Genomic DNA, 15,334 nt, shown 5'->3' with positions numbered 1-15,334 from the left:
GCCTGTTTTGACCCTGAGTCCAACCGAATGCGTCGATTTGCCCGCCCCAAATCCCTGATTCTGATCCTGTCGGTGATCTCGCTGATCGCCGTGGTTGCGCTCGGCCAATACCTGCGTCTGTTCGAGCGTGCCTGGTTCAATCTGCATACGCTGTGGCAGCCGCTGAGTTCCCAGGCCATGGGCCTTGATCAATACCGGGTCGTGACCGAAGCGCAGGTGATCGATGGCCTGGCGGACAACGTTTCAGCGTTGACCTACGACCCGGTGCGCAAAAGCCTGTTCACCGTCACCAACAAACACAGCGAGCTGATCGAGTTGTCCCTCGACGGCAGGATTTTGCGCCGTGTGGCGCTGGTCGGTTTCGGCGATCCGGAGGCGGTGGAGTTCATCAGTGAGGACATCTATGTGGTCACTGATGAAAGCCAGCAGCGGCTGATCAAGATTCGTCTGGAGCAGGACACCACTTTCGTCGATGCGGCAGACGCCGAGCAGATGACCATTGGCGTCCACATGGGCGGCAACAAGGGTTTCGAGGGCCTGGCTTACGATTCTGTGGGCAAGCGCCTGTTCGTCGCGAAGGAACGCAACCCGATGCTGATCTACGAGGTGCACGGTTTCCCGCGTTTCAATCCTGAAGAATCCTACTCGATACACGTGATCAACGACCCCAAGCGTGATGCCGGGATGTTCGTGCGGGATCTGTCGAGCCTGCAATACGACGAGCGCAGCGGGCATTTGCTGGCGCTGTCGGATGAATCGCGGTTGATTCTGGAGCTGGATGTGAGCGGGCGTCCGCTGAGCACAATGTCATTGGGCAAAGGGCGCCAGGGCCTGCAAAACACCGTGCCGCAAGCGGAGGGGATCGCCGTGGACGACGACGGTACGTTGTACCTTGTCAGCGAGCCGAATCTGTTTTACGTGTTCAAGAAGCCCGCACAACTCTAACCGACACCACAAAATACTGTGGGAGCGAGCTTGCTCGCGATTGCGGTCTGTCATTCAACATTTCAGTCGACTGACACGGCCTCATCGCGAGCAAGCTCGCTCCCACAGGTATTTCATCTGCCCACAAACAGGTGGGTAGTCAGGCTTACTCGGCGCGCAGGGTCTTCACACCTTCGCTGGTACCCAACAGCAACAGATCCGCCGGGCGCGCCGCGAACAAACCATTGGTGACCACGCCGACGATCGCGTTGATCTGTGTCTCCAACTCCACCGGGTTGGTGATCTGCATGTTGAACACGTCGAGGATGATGTTGCCGTTGTCGGTCAGCACGCCTTCGCGGTAGACCGGGTCGCCACCGAGCTTCACCAGTTCGCGGGCCACATGGCTGCGGGCCATCGGGATGACTTCCACCGGCAGCGGGAAAGTACCGAGGACCGGCACCAGTTTGCTGGCATCGGCGATGCAGATGAACGTCTTGGCCACGGCCGCGACGATCTTCTCGCGGGTCAGCGCGGCGCCGCCGCCCTTGATCAGGTTCAGGTGCTCGTCGCTTTCATCGGCGCCGTCGACATAGAACTCCAGGTCGCTGACGGTATTCAGTTCGTACACCGGAATCCCGTGGCCCTTGAGGCGCGCGGCGGTGGCTTCGGAACTGGCGACGGCGCCATCGAATGCGCCCTTGTGCTGGGCCAGGGCATCGATGAAGCAGTTGGCGGTGGAGCCGGTGCCGACCCCGACGATGCTCTTGTCGTCGAGTTTCGGAAGGATGAAGTCGACGGCGGCCTGGGCCACTGCCTGTTTGAGTTGATCCTGGTTCATGCGGGCTCCGGGGTGCCGAGGAGGGAACGAAAGGCCGGCATTATAGGCTTCGGGGCGGGGAAGGTCATTGTCGGTGTGTCGAATGGTTCGTTGTGGCGAGGGGGTTTACCCCCGTTCGGCTGCGAAGCAGTCGTAAAACCGGCGAATACGGTACGCCTGAATATATGCAGGGGGAGCGCTGCGCACTCCAACGGGGGCAAGCCCCCTCGCCACAAGGTTTGTGTCAGTGCCTAAAACCACCGGTTTAGTGTGGTCGTGCGGCCGAAAGCCGGGTTAGACTCCTTGGTCCCGCCCAACCCGCTCAGTGATGCTTTCCGATGCTTGAACAGTACGTCAAAAAGATCCTCACCTCGCGCGTTTATGACGTTGCCGTAGAAACCCCGCTGCAGTCTGCCCGCCAGCTTTCCGAGCGGCTGGGCAACAGCATTTGGCTCAAGCGCGAAGACTTGCAGCCGGTGTTCTCCTTCAAGATTCGCGGCGCCTACAACAAATTGACCCAGTTGAGCGACGAGGAGCGCGCCCGCGGCGTAGTGACAGCTTCGGCGGGCAATCATGCGCAAGGCCTGGCGCTGGCGGCGAAGGTGCTGGGTGTGAAAGCGACCATCGTCATGCCAAAGACCACCCCGGAGATCAAGGTCGAAGGCGTGCGCTCGCGCGGCGGTAAAGTGGTGCTGCACGGCGATTCGTTCCCGGAAGCCCTGGCTTATTCGCTGAAACTGGTCGATGAAAAAGGCTACGTCTACATTCACCCGTACGACGATCCCCACACCATCGCCGGGCAGGGCACCGTGGCGATGGAGATTCTGCGCCAGCACCCGCAGCCACTGGATGCGATTTTCGTCCCGGTCGGCGGTGGTGGCCTGATCGCCGGCATTGCGGCGTACGTGAAGTACCTGCGCCCGGACATCAAGATCATCGGCGTCGAGCCGGATGACTCCAATTGCCTGCAAGCCGCCATGGCGGCGGGCGAGCGTGTAGTGTTGCCGACCGTGGGCATCTTCGCTGACGGTGTTGCGGTGGCTCAGATCGGTCAGCACACCTTTGACATCTGCAAGGACCATGTCGATGAAGTGATCACCGTCAGCACCGACGAAATCTGTGCCGCCATCAAGGATATCTACGACGATACCCGCTCGATCACCGAACCTGCCGGCGCATTGGGCGTGGCCGGGATCAAGAAGTATGTCGAGCAGCGCGGTGTCAGCGGCCAGACTTTCGTCGCCATCGACTCCGGAGCCAACGTCAACTTCGACCGCCTGCGCCACGTTGCCGAGCGCGCGGAACTGGGCGAGGGCCGCGAAGCCATCATCGCTGTGACCATTCCCGAGAAGCCGGGCAGCTTCAAGGCGTTCTGCGAAGCCATCGGCAAGCGCCAGATCACCGAGTTCAACTACCGCTACAACACCGGCAGCGAAGCGCACATCTTTGTCGGCGTGCAGACCCACCCGGAAAACGACCCGCGCAGCGCCCTGATCGCCAGCCTGAGCGAGCAAGGTTTCCCGGTGCTGGACCTGACCGACAATGAACTGGCCAAGTTGCACATCCGCCACATGGTCGGCGGGCGTGCGGCGCATGTGGTCGACGAAGTGATCCTGCGTTTCGAATTCCCGGAGCGTCCGGGGGCGTTGTTCAACTTCCTCAACAAGCTCGGCGGGCGCTGGAACATCTCGATGTTCCATTACCGCAACCATGGCGCGGCGGATGGCCGGGTCGTCGCGGGTCTGCAAGTGCCCCACGACGAGCGCCACCTGGTGCCGGCGGCGCTGGAGGAGATCGGTTACCCGTACTGGGACGAGAGCGACAATCCGGCCTATCAGCTGTTTCTTGGCTGAGGGGCTACGCTGATGGGCAGGTCATAAGGAAATCGAGCAATGGAAACGTTAACTGCCCTGAAAGCGGCGCACATGGTGGCAACGGTTGTACTGCTGGCCTGTGCGCTGGGTCTGGGCGTCTGGGTTTTGCTTGCGCGGCGCAAGGGTGATGCAACGGCGGGAAGCCGCACCCTGCAACGGCCACGTGTATTTGTCTGGCTGTTGATGGGGCTGGCGCTGCTGAGCATGCCGTTTACCGGCTGGTGGATGGTGCACCTGGTGGGCTGGCCGTTGGGACATACCTGGTTGCTAGCCTCCAGTGTGCTGTACACCGTGGCGGCACTGGCGTGGTTCTGGCTGCTGGTGCGGCTGAACAAGCTGCGCAAAGCGCCGGGTGGTGTGGGTAAGTTCACCTTTGCCCTGGCGTTGTTCAGTTTTGTCTGTTTTGTCGCCATTGCCGGGTTGATGGGCGCCAAGCCCGTGTAGGAGCGAGCCTGCTCGCGACGGGCGTTAACGAAAACGCGGGGCGCCTGAAGCCCCGCAACGATCTTGAGTTTTTCGCGAGCAAGCTCGCTCCTACAGTAAAGCGCTATCAGTCGCGCAACGAAATCACCGGCCAGCCGCGCTTCTCGGCCTCGGCCCGCAGGTTCGAATCAGGATCGACAGCGATAGGATTCGTCACCTGCTCCAGCAGCGGCAAATCATTCATCGAGTCGCTATAGAAGTAGCTGTCTTGCAGCGTAAACCCGGTTTCTTCCAGCCAGCGATTCAGCCGCGTCACCTTGCCTTCGCGGAAGCACGGAACATCGGTGCTGCGTCCGGTGTAGCGACCGTCGAGCATTTCGCATTCGGTGGCGATCAGGGTTTCGACGCCCAGGCGCTCGGCGATAGGCCCGGTGACGAAGCGGTTGGTGGCGGTGATGATCACCAGTTTGTCACCGGCGTCGCGGTGCTTGGCCAGCAGTTCGATGGCCTTGGGCAGCACGATCGGTTCGATGCAGTCGCGCATGTAGTCGCTGTGCCACTGATCCAGCGTGGCCATTTCGGTACGCCCGAGGACTTCCAGGCAGAAGTTCAGGTAAGCAGCGTTATCCAGTTTGCCGGCCAGGTAATCCTGGTAGAACTCATCGTTGCGTGCCTTGTAGGCGACGGCGTCGAGAAAGCCGCGCTCGCACAGGTAATCGCCCCAGGCGTGATCGCTGTCACCGCCCAGGAGGGTGTTGTCCAAATCGAATAAAGCCAGGCGCATTGCAGTTACCCGCTGAAAAGTCAGTAAAAAGGCGACAAGAATACGGTCTTTTCACAAGAGTGCACATAAGGTAGGAACCTTCGTTGCCGCCTTAACAACCTTTGTGGAACAATGCGGCGACATGCGTTTGCGAGGTTGTTGCCGTGATCGACCCCGATGGTTTTCGCCCCAATGTCGGGATCATTCTGACGAATGACGCCGGCCAGGTGCTATGGGCTCGCCGAATCAATCAAGATGCCTGGCAGTTTCCGCAGGGTGGAATCAACCCCGAAGAGACGCCGGAAGACGCCTTGTACCGCGAGCTGAACGAAGAAGTAGGCCTGGAGCGCGAAGATGTTGAAATTCTCGCCTGCACCCGGGGCTGGTTGCGCTATCGTTTGCCGCAACGTCTGGTACGTACCCACAGCCAACCGCTGTGCATCGGCCAGAAACAGAAATGGTTTCTCCTGCGCCTGATCTCAAACGAGCAGCGGGTGCGGATGGATTTGACCGGTAAACCGGAATTCGATGGCTGGCGCTGGGTCAGCTATTGGTATCCGTTGGGCCAGGTGGTGACATTCAAGCGCGAGGTGTATCGACGCGCTCTCAAAGAGCTTGCCCCGCGCCTTTTAGCGCGCGACTGACGACGGAGTTCGACCCCGAGCCATGCTCAATACGCTGCGCAAGATCGTCCAGGAAGTTAACTCCGCCAAGGATCTCAAGGCGGCGTTGGGGATTATTGTGTTGCGCGTCAAAGAGGCCATGGGCAGCCAGGTCTGCTCGGTCTACCTGCTTGACCCCGAGACCAACCGCTTCGTGCTGATGGCCACCGAGGGCTTGAACAAGCGCTCGATCGGCAAAGTCAGCATGGCACCCAACGAAGGTCTGGTTGGCCTGGTCGGTACGCGCGAAGAACCCCTGAACCTCGAAAACGCTGCGGACCACCCGCGCTACCGCTACTTCGCCGAGACCGGTGAAGAGCGCTTCGCCTCATTCCTCGGGGCGCCGATCATTCACCACCGCCGCGTCGTCGGCGTGTTGGTCATACAGCAAAAAGAACGTCGCCAGTTCGATGAAGGTGAAGAAGCCTTCCTCGTGACCATGAGCGCACAGCTCGCCGGTGTTATCGCCCACGCCGAAGCCACCGGCTCGATCCGTGGCCTCGGTCGTCAGGGCAAAGGCATCCAGGAAGCCAAGTTCGTCGGCGTACCGGGTTCGCCGGGTGCGGCAGTGGGTACGGCGGTGGTCATGCTGCCGCCGGCCGACCTGGATGTGGTGCCGGACAAGACCATCATCGACATCGACGCCGAACTCGGGCTGTTCAAGACCGCCATCGAAGGCGTGCGCGCCGACATGCGCGCGTTGTCGGCCAAGCTTGCCACGCAGTTGCGCCCGGAAGAACGGGCCCTGTTCGACGTCTACCTGATGATGCTCGACGATGCCGCGCTGGGCAGTGAAGTCACCACCGTGATCAAGACCGGTCAGTGGGCCCAGGGCGCGTTGCGCCAGGTGGTCACCGATCACGTCAACCGTTTCGAATTGATGGACGATGCCTACCTGCGTGAGCGCGCCTCGGACGTCAAGGACCTCGGCCGGCGCTTGCTGGCCTATTTGCAGGAAGAGCGCCAGCAAACCCTGGTCTACCCCGACAACACCATCCTGGTCAGCGAAGAACTGACGCCGGCAATGCTCGGCGAGGTGCCGGAAGGCAAGCTGGCAGGCCTGGTGTCGGTGCTCGGTTCCGGTAACTCCCACGTCGCCATCCTCGCCCGCGCCATGGGCATACCGACCGTGATGGGCCTGGTCGACCTGCCGTACTCCAAGGTCGACGGCATCCAGATGATCGTCGACGGCTACCACGGCGAGGTCTACACCAACCCGAGTGACGTGCTGCGCAAGCAGTTCGCCGAAGTGGTCGAGGAAGAGAAGCAACTGGCCCTCGGGTTGGATGCGCTGCGTGATCTGCCGTGTATCACGGTCGATGGCCACCGCATGCCGCTGTGGGTCAACACCGGCCTGCTGGCGGACGTTGCGCGGGCGCAGAAGCGCGGTGCCGAAGGCGTGGGCCTGTACCGCACCGAAGTGCCGTTCATGATCAACCAGCGTTTCCCGAGCGAAAAGGAACAGCTGGCGATCTACCGCGAACAGCTGGCCGCGTTCCACCCGCAACCGGTGACCATGCGCACCCTGGACATCGGTGGCGACAAGTCGCTGTCGTACTTCCCGATCAAGGAAGACAACCCGTTCCTCGGCTGGCGCGGCATTCGCGTCACCCTCGACCACCCGGAAATCTTCCTGGTGCAGACCCGTGCCATGCTCAAGGCCAGCGAAGGCTTGAACAACCTGCGCATTCTGCTGCCGATGATCTCCGGCATTCATGAACTGGAAGAAGCGTTGCACCTGATCCACCGCGCCTGGGGCGAAGTGCGCGACGAAGGCTGTGACGTGCCGATGCCGCCGATTGGCGTGATGATCGAGATCCCCGCGGCGGTGTACCAGACCAAGGAGCTGGCGCGGCAAGTCGACTTCCTGTCGGTCGGCTCCAACGACCTGACCCAATACCTGTTGGCCGTGGACCGCAACAACCCGCGGGTTGCCGATCTTTACGACTACCTGCACCCGGCGGTGCTTCAGGCATTGCAGAACGTAGTGCGTGACGCCCATGCCGAAGGCAAACCGGTGAGCATCTGCGGTGAAATGGCCGGTGACCCGGCGGCGGCCGTGCTGTTGATGGCGATGGGTTTCGACAGCCTGTCGATGAACGCCACCAACTTGCCGAAGGTGAAGTGGATGCTGCGCCAGATCAACCTGAGCAAGGCCAGGGAGTTGCTGGCCGAGCTGATGACCATCGACAACCCGCAGGTTATCCACAGCTCGTTGCAGCTGGCGCTGAAGAACCTCGGGTTGGCGCGGATGATCAATCCGGCGGCGATCAAGCCCCTATGAGCCTGTAGCGGCCTCTTCGCGAGCAAGCCCGCTCCCACAGGGGATTTGTGAACAACGCAAATCCCCTGTGGGAGCGGGCTTGCTCGCGAAAGGGCCCGCACGAACAACGCAAAACTATATTCTGATCTCCACTTCCCCAAGATGCCCGCCATACGGCCCGAAACTGCGTTCGACGATATGCCGCGTGCCATCCGCCTGCACAATCAACGCCGTACTCGCCCGCGTCCCATAACTCTGACTGGCAATGAACACACTCGACAGCAACGTCTCGGTCGCCAGCCCCACTCCAGTGTCCGGCAACTCGGCAAATGGCGCGGTCTGCGCATCGCTCAATAACGCCAGCAGTGCCTGAGGCTGCGGATCATCCAGCACCTCGCTCAACGCCGCCCTGGCCTTGAGCAGCTTTGGCCACGGCGTATCCAGCCCGGCATTGGATAACCCGTAGACCCCCGGGGCCAGCATGACGGCTTCCGATTCCCGTTGATTGAAGTGCCAGAGCTCATGGGGATTGCCGACCAGCAGGTTAAAGCCACCATATTCCAGCGAACGGTCGACAACGTCGGCTAAATATTCGTCAATTGGCATTTCCCCAGCGAGAAATCGCGCGACCAGTTCCCCACGAGACTTGCGCCCTGGCGGTCGATGGGGATCGCGGATGTTGGTCAGCGCCGCAAATCGTCCGTTGGCACCGACACCGAGCCAGGTACCACCGGCCTCGAGGTCACGCCCCGCATGCACGTGCGGTGCTTCGGGCCATGGCGCCAGAGGAAGGCTGGGGCGGGCGTAGAATTCATCGCGATTGGCCGCCACGACCAGCGGCTGGGCATGGCCCGGGCGCCAGGCAAAAACAATCAGGCACATAAGGGCGTCCTTGTGTGTTTTTTGCCCACTCTACGCAGACATCGCTCATCGATCCATCGCCTTGCACAGTGGAGCTTGAGGCTATGCATCCGTTACCATGCCGCTCCGGTTTTGGGGATGCGGGCGGGACAACCATGGAATTTCTGCTCTATCTGGCGCTCGGCGCCTGTGCAGGTGTGCTCGCCGGGCTGTTTGGCGTGGGTGGCGGAATCATCATCGTCCCGGTGCTGGTGTTCAGCTTCAAGGCCCAAGGCTTCGATCCATCGATCCTCACGCACCTGGCGGTGGGGACGTCCCTGGCGACGATCATCTTTACCTCGGTCAACGCGGTGCGCGAGCATCACCGCCGTGGCGCCGTGCTTTGGCCGATCTTCATGTGGATGACCGTCGGCATACTGATCGGTGCCGGGTTCGGCGCCTTGACGGCGGAAGCGATTTCCGGCCCCAACCTGCAGAAACTCATTGGTGTATTTGCCTTGGTGATCGCCGCTCAACTGGCACTGGACGTCAAACCCAGGGCCAGCCGAACCGTGCCGGGCAAACTCGGTCTGACCGTGGCCGGCAGCGTGATTGGCTGGGCCTCGGCGATTTTCGGCATTGGCGGCGGTTCGTTGACCGTGCCATTCCTGACCTGGCGCAGCGTACCGATGCAGCAAGCTGTGGCCACTTCATCGGCCTGCGGGCTGCCGATTGCCCTGGCCAGTGCATTAAGTTTCATGATTCTGGGCTGGCACGATCCGTTGCTTCCGGCCCATAGTCTCGGTTTTGTTTATTTGCCGGCGCTGCTGGGCATTGCCCTGACCAGCATGGTGTTCGCCCGTTTGGGCGCGCGACTGGCCCACAGGTTGTCGCCGAAGTTGCTGAAAAGGCTGTTTGCCGCTTTGCTGTTCTTTGTCGGCCTGAACTTTCTACTCTGAAGCATCTGCTCTGACGGGCAGCGCAATCCTGGCTTAATCCTGAGGTGGCAGCGTCGCCCGGGAATTTTTGAGATTTGAACTCTAACGAGGAGTCGCAATGCTGCCTTACCCGCAGATCGACCCGGTGGCTTTGGCCATCGGTCCGCTGAAAATCCACTGGTACGGCCTGATGTACCTGATCGGCATCGGCGGCGCCTGGCTGCTGGCCTCCCGCCGGTTGAACCGCTTCGACCCGACCTGGACCAAGGAGAAGCTCTCCGACATGGTGTTCTGGATGTCGATGGGGGTGATCGTCGGCGGACGCCTGGGTTATGTGCTGTTCTACGATCTGAGCGCCTATCTGGCCAACCCGACGCTGATTTTCGAAGTGTGGAAGGGCGGCATGTCGTTCCACGGCGGTTTCATCGGCGTGATGCTGGCGGCGCTGTGGTTCGGCAAGAAGAACAACAAGTCGTTCTTCCAGCTGATGGATTTCGTTGCACCGATGGTGCCGATTGGCCTGGGGGCCGGGCGTATCGGCAACTTCATCAACGCCGAGTTGTGGGGTAAGGCAACCGATGTGCCCTGGGCGATGGTCTTTCCGACCGATCCGGCGCAACTGGCGCGTCATCCGTCGCAGCTGTACCAGTTCGCCCTCGAAGGTGTGGCGCTGTTCCTGATCCTCTGGTTGTTCTCGCGCAAGCCGCGGCCGACCATGGCGGTATCGGGCATGTTCGCGCTGTTCTATGGCATCTTCCGTTTCATCGTCGAGTTCGTCCGCGTACCGGACGCGCAGCTGGGCTATCTGGCCTGGAACTGGCTGACCATGGGCCAGGTGCTGTGCCTGCCAATGATCGTCGGCGGCCTGGTCCTGATCTGGCTGGCGTATCACCGCGCCCCGGCAACGCCAGCGGCAGCCGTATAAAATTCGAACCCCGCAGCGATGGCTGCGGGTTCAAGGACACAGGTAATTCATGAAGCAATATCTCGAACTGGTCGCCCACGTCATCAAGAACGGCACCAAGCAGGCCAACCGTACTGGCGTGAACACCATCAGTTTTCCCGGCGCGATGCTGCGTTACGACCTGCAGGAAGGTTTTCCGGCGATCACCACGCGTAAGATGGCCTTCAAATCGGCCATTGGCGAAATGTGCGGATTCCTGCGTGGCGTGAACAACGCTGCCGAATTCCGCGCCTTGGGCTGCAAGGTCTGGGACCAGAACGCCAACGAAAACGCCCAGTGGCTGGCCAACCCGTTCCGCCAGGGCGAAGACGACCTTGGCGAAATCTATGGTGTGCAATGGCGCAAATGGCCGGCGTACAAGCAGATTCCGCTCAGCAACCCGGCCGCCATCGAGCAGACCCTCAAGCAAGGTTATCGCCAGATTGCCGAAGGCGAAGAAAACGGCCAGGCCTATGTGGTGCTGTACAAGGCTATCGACCAGGTTCGCCAGTGCGTCGACACCATCATCAAGGACCCGGGCAGCCGTCGCATCCTGTTCCACGGCTGGAACTGCGCCCAGCTTGATGAAATGGCCTTGCCGCCGTGCCACCTGCTGTACCAGTTCCACCCGAATGTCGAGACCAGGGAGATCTCCTTGACCCTCTACATTCGCTCCAACGACCTGGGTCTGGGCACGCCGTTCAATCTCACCGAAGGCGCCGCGCTGTTGAGCCTGATCGGTCGCCTGACGGGCTACACGCCACGCTGGTTCACCTATTTCATCGGTGATGCGCACGTCTACGAAAATCACCTGGACATGCTCAACGAACAGCTCAAGCGTGAACCGTTCCCGATGCCGAAACTGGTGATTTCCGACCGTGTGCCGGAGTTTGCCAAGACAGGCGTTTACCAGCCGGAGTGGCTGGAACTGGTCGAACCGGGCGACTTCTCGCTGGAAGGCTACGAGCACCACGCGCCAATGACCGCGCCGATGGCGGTCTAAAGTACAACACCTGAAACTGTGGGAGCGGGCTTGCTCGCGAAAACGGTGGATCAGTCGACGTTAATGTTGAATGAACAACCGTATTCGCGAGCAAGCCCGCTCCCACATTTGTTTTGTGGTGTTCTCAGTGGCCGTGACTACGGCCGACATGGGAGTGCTCAGCCTCTGTCGCCACAACCCCGCCGCTCACCTCCAGCCGCTGCAAAATCCCGCATTGATCGATACCCGGCCTCTCGCCGCAGCGTTGGCGCAGGTCGAGCAGTTGTGCCTGCAAGGCCAGCAGGCCGTCGATCCGCGCCTTGACGTGGTGGATGTGCTCGTCGATCAGTGCGTTGACGCTTTCGCACTGGTCCTGCGGACTGTCGCGAAATGCCAGCAGGCTGCGGATTTCCTCGAGGGTCATGTCGAGGGTGCGACAGTTGCGGATGAAGGTCAGGCGCTCGGCGTGGGTCTGGGTGTAGACGCGATAGTTGCCGTCACTGCGGGCCGGTTCCGGCAGAAGGTTCTCGCGCTCGTAGTAACGGATCGTCTCTACGGCGCAGTCCGTGAGTTTCGCCAATTCTCCAATCTTCATGACGACAATCTCCAAAACTCCAGAATGGGTGCTTGACCCTGTAGTGGCTACAGGGTCTTTACTGGGCAGCAGGCACTCTTATGGACGCAACCAATGAGCGATTCTCAGCATACCCACAAACCTGTGGCCGAACATGAAATCGGCGTTAAGCTTCGACCCTTACCCAAGCATGACCATGGCGGTCATGGCGACGCTTGCTGTTCATCAAAAACGGCAGCGCCTGCGCGGGTCACGCTGAGCGCATCGCCGACGGCGGGTGCCCGTCTGAGCAGCTTTCGCATCGAGGCGATGGACTGCCCGACCGAGCAGACGCTGATCCAGAACAAGCTAAGCAAACTGACAGGCGTGCAGCAGCTGGAGTTCAATCTGATCAACCGGGTGCTCGGCGTGACCCACGATTTGCCAGGCACCGAGCCAATCACCGAGGCGATCAAGTCCCTGGGCATGCACGCCGAACCGCTGGAGCAGGGGGCTGAAACACCGGCAGCGAAACCCGACAGGAAACACTGGTGGCCATTGGCGTTGTCCGGTGTGGGCGCATTGCTGGCGGAAGTCATCCACTTCACCGCGACCGCGCCTGATTGGATGGTAGCGGTAATTGCGCTGGTGTCCATCCTCAGCGGCGGTCTCGGCACCTATAAAAAGGGCTGGATCGCGCTCAAGAACCTCAATCTGAACATCAACGCACTGATGAGCATTGCCGTCACCGGCGCCGTCCTGATCGGTCAGTGGCCGGAAGCGGCGATGGTGATGTTCCTGTTCACCGTGGCCGAGCTGATCGAGGCTCGCTCCCTGGATCGTGCGCGCAATGCCATCGGCGGGCTGATGCAGATGGCGCCGGAGCAGGCGACGGTGTTGCAGGCCGACGGCAGTTGGGTCGAGCAGGATGTCAAAATCATCGAAATCGGCGCGCGGGTGCGTGTGCGTCCCGGCGAACGTATTGGTCTGGACGGCGAGGTCCTGTCCGGGCGTTCGACCATCGATCAGGCGCCCATTACCGGGGAAAGCCTGCCGGTAGAGAAAACCGTCGGCGACAAAGTGTTCGCCGGTACCATCAATCAGGCCGGTTCCCTTGAGTACGCGGTCACTGCCGTCGCGGGCAATTCGACTCTGGCACGCATCATTCACGCCGTTGAACAGGCGCAAGGCGCGCGGGCGCCGACCCAGCGATTCGTCGATCAATTTTCGAAAATCTACACCCCGGTAGTGTTTGTTCTTGCGCTGGCCGTGGCGGTCATCCCACCGCTGTTCATGGGCGCGTTGTGGTTCGACTGGATTTACCGGGCGCTGGTGCTGTTGGTGGTGGCGTGCCCGTGCGCACTGGTGATTTCCACGCCGGTGACCATCGTCAGCGGCCTCGCAGCGGCGGCGCGCAAAGGGATCCTGGTCAAGGGCGGCGTCTATCTGGAGGGTGGTTACAAGCTCGACTACCTGGCCCTGGACAAGACCGGCACCATCACCCACGGCAAGCCGGTGCAGACCGATTACCTGTCGCTGGACCCGACCGCCGATGCTTCGGCGCCAACCATTGCCGCCGCGCTGGCCGGGCGTTCGGATCATCCGGTTTCCCTGGCCATCGCCAAAGCGGCTGTGGATAACCAAAGCGCGACGCTGATTGTGGATAACTTCGAAGCCCTGGGCGGGCGCGGTGTGCGCGGCGAGATCAACGGCCAGCTCTACCATTTGGGTAACCATCGTCTGGTGGAGGATCTGGGCCTGTGCTCTCCGGCGCTGGAAGAAAAACTGTTTGCTCTGGAAAAGCAGGGCAAGTCGGTGGTGCTGCTGCTTGATTCGTCCGGTCCTTTGGCACTGTTCGCTGTCGCCGATACGGTAAAGGCCTCCAGTCGCGAAGCCATCGAGCAACTGCATGACCTGGGCATCAAAACCCTGATGCTCACCGGCGACAACGTCCACACCGCGCAGGCCATTGCCGCGCAGGTCGGCATCGATGAAGCCAGGGGCGACCTGTTGCCGGGGGACAAATTGCAGTCTATCGAGGCCCTATATGCTCAGGGGCACCGGGTCGGCATGGTCGGCGACGGCATCAACGACGCGCCTGCGCTGGCGCGTTCCGAGATCGGTTTCGCCATGGCCGCCGCAGGCACCGATACCGCGATCGAAACCGCCGATGTCGCCCTGATGGACGATGATCTGCGCAAGATCCCGGCATTCATTCGTCTGTCGCGGCAGACGTCGAGCATCCTCAAACAGAACATTGCCCTGGCATTGGTCATCAAGGCGATCTTTCTTGGGGTAACCTTCGCCGGGGTCGCTACCATGTGGATGGCAGTGTTCGCCGACATGGGCGTGAGTTTGCTGGTGGTGTTCAACGGTTTGCGCCTGCTGCGCAAGTAAAGAATGAGGGGCGGTTGTGCTGAGTGCCGAGCTGAAGGCGTTTTACATGGTGGCCCGCCTGGGCAGCATTACCCAGGCTGCCAAAAAGCTTGGCCTGAGCCAACCGACGGTGACGACGCAGATCCGCAACCTCGAGAGTCAGTATTCGGTTGAGCTGTTCTACCGTGGCGGTCGGCGTCTCAGCGTCAGCGAGGAGGGTGCGCGGCTGTTGCCGATGGTCAAGGTACTGATGCAGCAGGAAGCCGACATCGAGTTTTTCCTGCGTAACTGCGGCCAGGTCCAGGGCACATTGCGCATTGCCGCCACGGCGCCGTATTACATCCTCGACCTGGTGAAAACCTTTCGCGAGCGTTTGCCGCAGGTGGAGGTGTCGGTGGAAATCGGCAATTCCCAGCAAGTGCTCGAGGCGCTGGAAGATTACCGGGTCGATGTCGCGGCGTCGTCGCAGTTGCTCGATGACGCGCGCCTGATTCGCCGGGTGCTCGGCAGCGATCCGCTGGTGCTGGCGGTGCATCGCAATCATCCACTGGCGGTTTATGATCACGTACCACTTGGCGCCCTGGCCGGGCATACCTTGCTGATGCGCGAACCGGGCTCGACCACCCGCCGCCTGACCGAAGAGTTGCTGGCCAGCGCTGGAGTGAGTTTCGGGCCGCTGCTGGAGATCGGCAGCCGCGAATCGATCCGCGAGGCGGTGCTGCGCAACATCGGCATCAGCATCATCGCCCGCCAGGAAGTACCCCATGATCCGCAACTGCGGGTGCTGACCATCGAGAATGCACCGCAAATCCCCGAATACCTGTATTGCCTCAAGGAACGCAAGGGCGCGCGGTTGCCGGCGGCGTTTCTCGGGTTGGCGCAGGAAATGGCCCCGGCCTGAATTCTGGGGTGCCTGTACCAGCCTCATCGCGAGCAAGCTCGCTCCCACAGTGGGTTTGAGGTGAAACACAAA

14 protein-coding genes and 1 pseudogene are annotated in these 15,334 nt (G+C 61.1%); 11 read left to right on the top strand and 4 right to left on the bottom strand.

The window, feature by feature from the left end; genetic code table 11:
- The first annotated feature begins 27 nt into the window (after positions 1–27).
- The gene (locus PPUTUW4_RS26280; protein ID WP_015097254.1) at positions 28–945 is read left to right on the top strand and encodes an SdiA-regulated domain-containing protein; all 918 of its coding nucleotides are present in this window, start codon (positions 28–30) and stop codon (positions 943–945) included.
- Between the two features lie 145 nt (positions 946–1,090).
- On the opposite strand, the gene rpiA is transcribed toward PPUTUW4_RS26280, so the two are convergent.
- Positions 1,091–1,765 (bottom strand): ribose-5-phosphate isomerase RpiA, encoded by a 675-nt coding sequence (rpiA, locus tag PPUTUW4_RS26275; RefSeq protein WP_015097253.1) that lies wholly within the window; start codon positions 1,763–1,765, stop codon positions 1,091–1,093.
- A gap of 317 nt (positions 1,766–2,082) precedes the next feature.
- Between rpiA and ilvA the strand changes: the two genes are divergently transcribed.
- From ilvA to PPUTUW4_RS30450, 3 genes and pseudogenes are all read left to right on the top strand, one after another.
- Complete coding sequence (ilvA, locus tag PPUTUW4_RS26270; protein ID WP_007976404.1) at positions 2,083–3,597, top strand: threonine ammonia-lyase, biosynthetic; 1,515 nt, start codon at positions 2,083–2,085, stop codon at positions 3,595–3,597.
- A 39-nt stretch (positions 3,598–3,636) separates the two neighbouring features.
- Positions 3,637–4,062, top strand: a complete 426-nt coding sequence (locus PPUTUW4_RS26265; protein ID WP_015097252.1) for a DUF2269 domain-containing protein — start codon at positions 3,637–3,639, stop codon at positions 4,060–4,062.
- 8 nt (positions 4,063–4,070) lie between these two features.
- A pseudogene (locus tag PPUTUW4_RS30450) lies at positions 4,071–4,160 on the top strand (outer membrane lipoprotein carrier protein LolA); the annotation flags it as partial.
- 8 nt (positions 4,161–4,168) lie between these two features.
- Here the strand turns inward: PPUTUW4_RS30450 and PPUTUW4_RS26260 are convergent.
- A complete protein-coding gene (locus PPUTUW4_RS26260) occupies positions 4,169–4,825 on the bottom strand; it encodes an HAD family hydrolase (protein WP_015097251.1) in 657 nt (218 codons plus the stop codon).
- Between the two features lie 143 nt (positions 4,826–4,968).
- On the opposite strand from PPUTUW4_RS26260, the gene PPUTUW4_RS26255 reads away from it, so the two are divergent.
- Positions 4,969–5,448, top strand: a complete 480-nt coding sequence (locus tag PPUTUW4_RS26255; RefSeq protein ID WP_003229203.1) for an RNA pyrophosphohydrolase — start codon at positions 4,969–4,971, stop codon at positions 5,446–5,448.
- A 22-nt stretch (positions 5,449–5,470) separates the two neighbouring features.
- Positions 5,471–7,750 (top strand): phosphoenolpyruvate--protein phosphotransferase, encoded by a 2,280-nt coding sequence (gene ptsP, locus PPUTUW4_RS26250; RefSeq protein ID WP_015097250.1) that lies wholly within the window; start codon positions 5,471–5,473, stop codon positions 7,748–7,750.
- Between the two features lie 114 nt (positions 7,751–7,864).
- On the opposite strand, the gene PPUTUW4_RS26245 is transcribed toward ptsP, so the two are convergent.
- Positions 7,865–8,611, bottom strand: coding sequence for an NRDE family protein (locus tag PPUTUW4_RS26245; protein WP_015097249.1), 747 nt, complete (start codon positions 8,609–8,611; stop codon positions 7,865–7,867).
- Between the two features lie 134 nt (positions 8,612–8,745).
- Here PPUTUW4_RS26245 and PPUTUW4_RS26240 point away from each other — a divergent pair, with 134 nt between their 5' ends.
- The 3 genes from PPUTUW4_RS26240 to PPUTUW4_RS26230 all read left to right on the top strand — a co-directional run bounded on the left by PPUTUW4_RS26240 (position 8,746) and on the right by PPUTUW4_RS26230 (position 11,453).
- A complete protein-coding gene (locus PPUTUW4_RS26240; protein ID WP_015097248.1) occupies positions 8,746–9,528 on the top strand; it encodes a sulfite exporter TauE/SafE family protein in 783 nt (260 codons plus the stop codon).
- Positions 9,529–9,625: 97 nt separating this feature from the next.
- A complete protein-coding gene (lgt, locus tag PPUTUW4_RS26235) occupies positions 9,626–10,432 on the top strand; it encodes a prolipoprotein diacylglyceryl transferase (protein ID WP_015097247.1) in 807 nt (268 codons plus the stop codon).
- A gap of 49 nt (positions 10,433–10,481) precedes the next feature.
- Positions 10,482–11,453, top strand: a complete 972-nt coding sequence (locus PPUTUW4_RS26230; RefSeq protein ID WP_015097246.1) for a thymidylate synthase — start codon at positions 10,482–10,484, stop codon at positions 11,451–11,453.
- Between the two features lie 124 nt (positions 11,454–11,577).
- Here the strand turns inward: PPUTUW4_RS26230 and cadR are convergent, their stop codons facing one another.
- A complete protein-coding gene (gene cadR, locus PPUTUW4_RS26225) occupies positions 11,578–12,027 on the bottom strand; it encodes a Cd(II)/Pb(II)-responsive transcriptional regulator (RefSeq protein ID WP_015097245.1) in 450 nt (149 codons plus the stop codon).
- A 93-nt stretch (positions 12,028–12,120) separates the two neighbouring features.
- Here cadR and PPUTUW4_RS26220 point away from each other — a divergent pair, with 93 nt between their 5' ends.
- Positions 12,121–14,382: a heavy metal translocating P-type ATPase gene (locus PPUTUW4_RS26220; protein ID WP_015097244.1), complete on the top strand. Its 2,262-nt coding sequence runs from the start codon at positions 12,121–12,123 to the stop codon at positions 14,380–14,382.
- A gap of 16 nt (positions 14,383–14,398) precedes the next feature.
- Positions 14,399–15,262 (top strand): LysR family transcriptional regulator, encoded by an 864-nt coding sequence (locus PPUTUW4_RS26215; protein ID WP_015097243.1) that lies wholly within the window; start codon positions 14,399–14,401, stop codon positions 15,260–15,262.
- The last annotated feature ends 72 nt before the right edge of the window (positions 15,263–15,334 follow it).

The sequence above is a fragment of the Pseudomonas sp. UW4 genome (genome assembly GCF_000316175.1).
Classification (GTDB): domain Bacteria; phylum Pseudomonadota; class Gammaproteobacteria; order Pseudomonadales; family Pseudomonadaceae; genus Aquipseudomonas; species Aquipseudomonas laurylsulfatiphila.
Note: the sequence above shows the minus strand (reverse complement) of the source record. Positions and strands in the feature narration are given on the sequence as shown.

Bases quoted from the DNA above. Each gene is read 5' to 3' on its own strand.
- PPUTUW4_RS26280 (WP_015097254.1), top strand. From the start codon at position 28: ATGCGTCGATTTGCCCGCCCCAAATCCCTGATTCTGATCCTGTCGGTG.
- rpiA (WP_015097253.1), bottom strand. From the start codon at position 1,765: ATGAACCAGGATCAACTCAAACAGGCAGTGGCCCAGGCCGCCGTCGAC.
- ilvA (WP_007976404.1), top strand. From the start codon at position 2,083: ATGCTTGAACAGTACGTCAAAAAGATCCTCACCTCGCGCGTTTATGAC.
- PPUTUW4_RS26265 (WP_015097252.1), top strand. From the start codon at position 3,637: ATGGAAACGTTAACTGCCCTGAAAGCGGCGCACATGGTGGCAACGGTT.
- PPUTUW4_RS26260 (WP_015097251.1), bottom strand. From the start codon at position 4,825: ATGCGCCTGGCTTTATTCGATTTGGACAACACCCTCCTGGGCGGTGAC.
- ptsP (WP_015097250.1), top strand. From the start codon at position 5,471: ATGCTCAATACGCTGCGCAAGATCGTCCAGGAAGTTAACTCCGCCAAG.
- PPUTUW4_RS26245 (WP_015097249.1), bottom strand. From the start codon at position 8,611: ATGTGCCTGATTGTTTTTGCCTGGCGCCCGGGCCATGCCCAGCCGCTG.
- PPUTUW4_RS26240 (WP_015097248.1), top strand. From the start codon at position 8,746: ATGGAATTTCTGCTCTATCTGGCGCTCGGCGCCTGTGCAGGTGTGCTC.
- lgt (WP_015097247.1), top strand. From the start codon at position 9,626: ATGCTGCCTTACCCGCAGATCGACCCGGTGGCTTTGGCCATCGGTCCG.
- PPUTUW4_RS26230 (WP_015097246.1), top strand. From the start codon at position 10,482: ATGAAGCAATATCTCGAACTGGTCGCCCACGTCATCAAGAACGGCACC.
- cadR (WP_015097245.1), bottom strand. From the start codon at position 12,027: ATGAAGATTGGAGAATTGGCGAAACTCACGGACTGCGCCGTAGAGACG.
- PPUTUW4_RS26220 (WP_015097244.1), top strand. From the start codon at position 12,121: ATGAGCGATTCTCAGCATACCCACAAACCTGTGGCCGAACATGAAATC.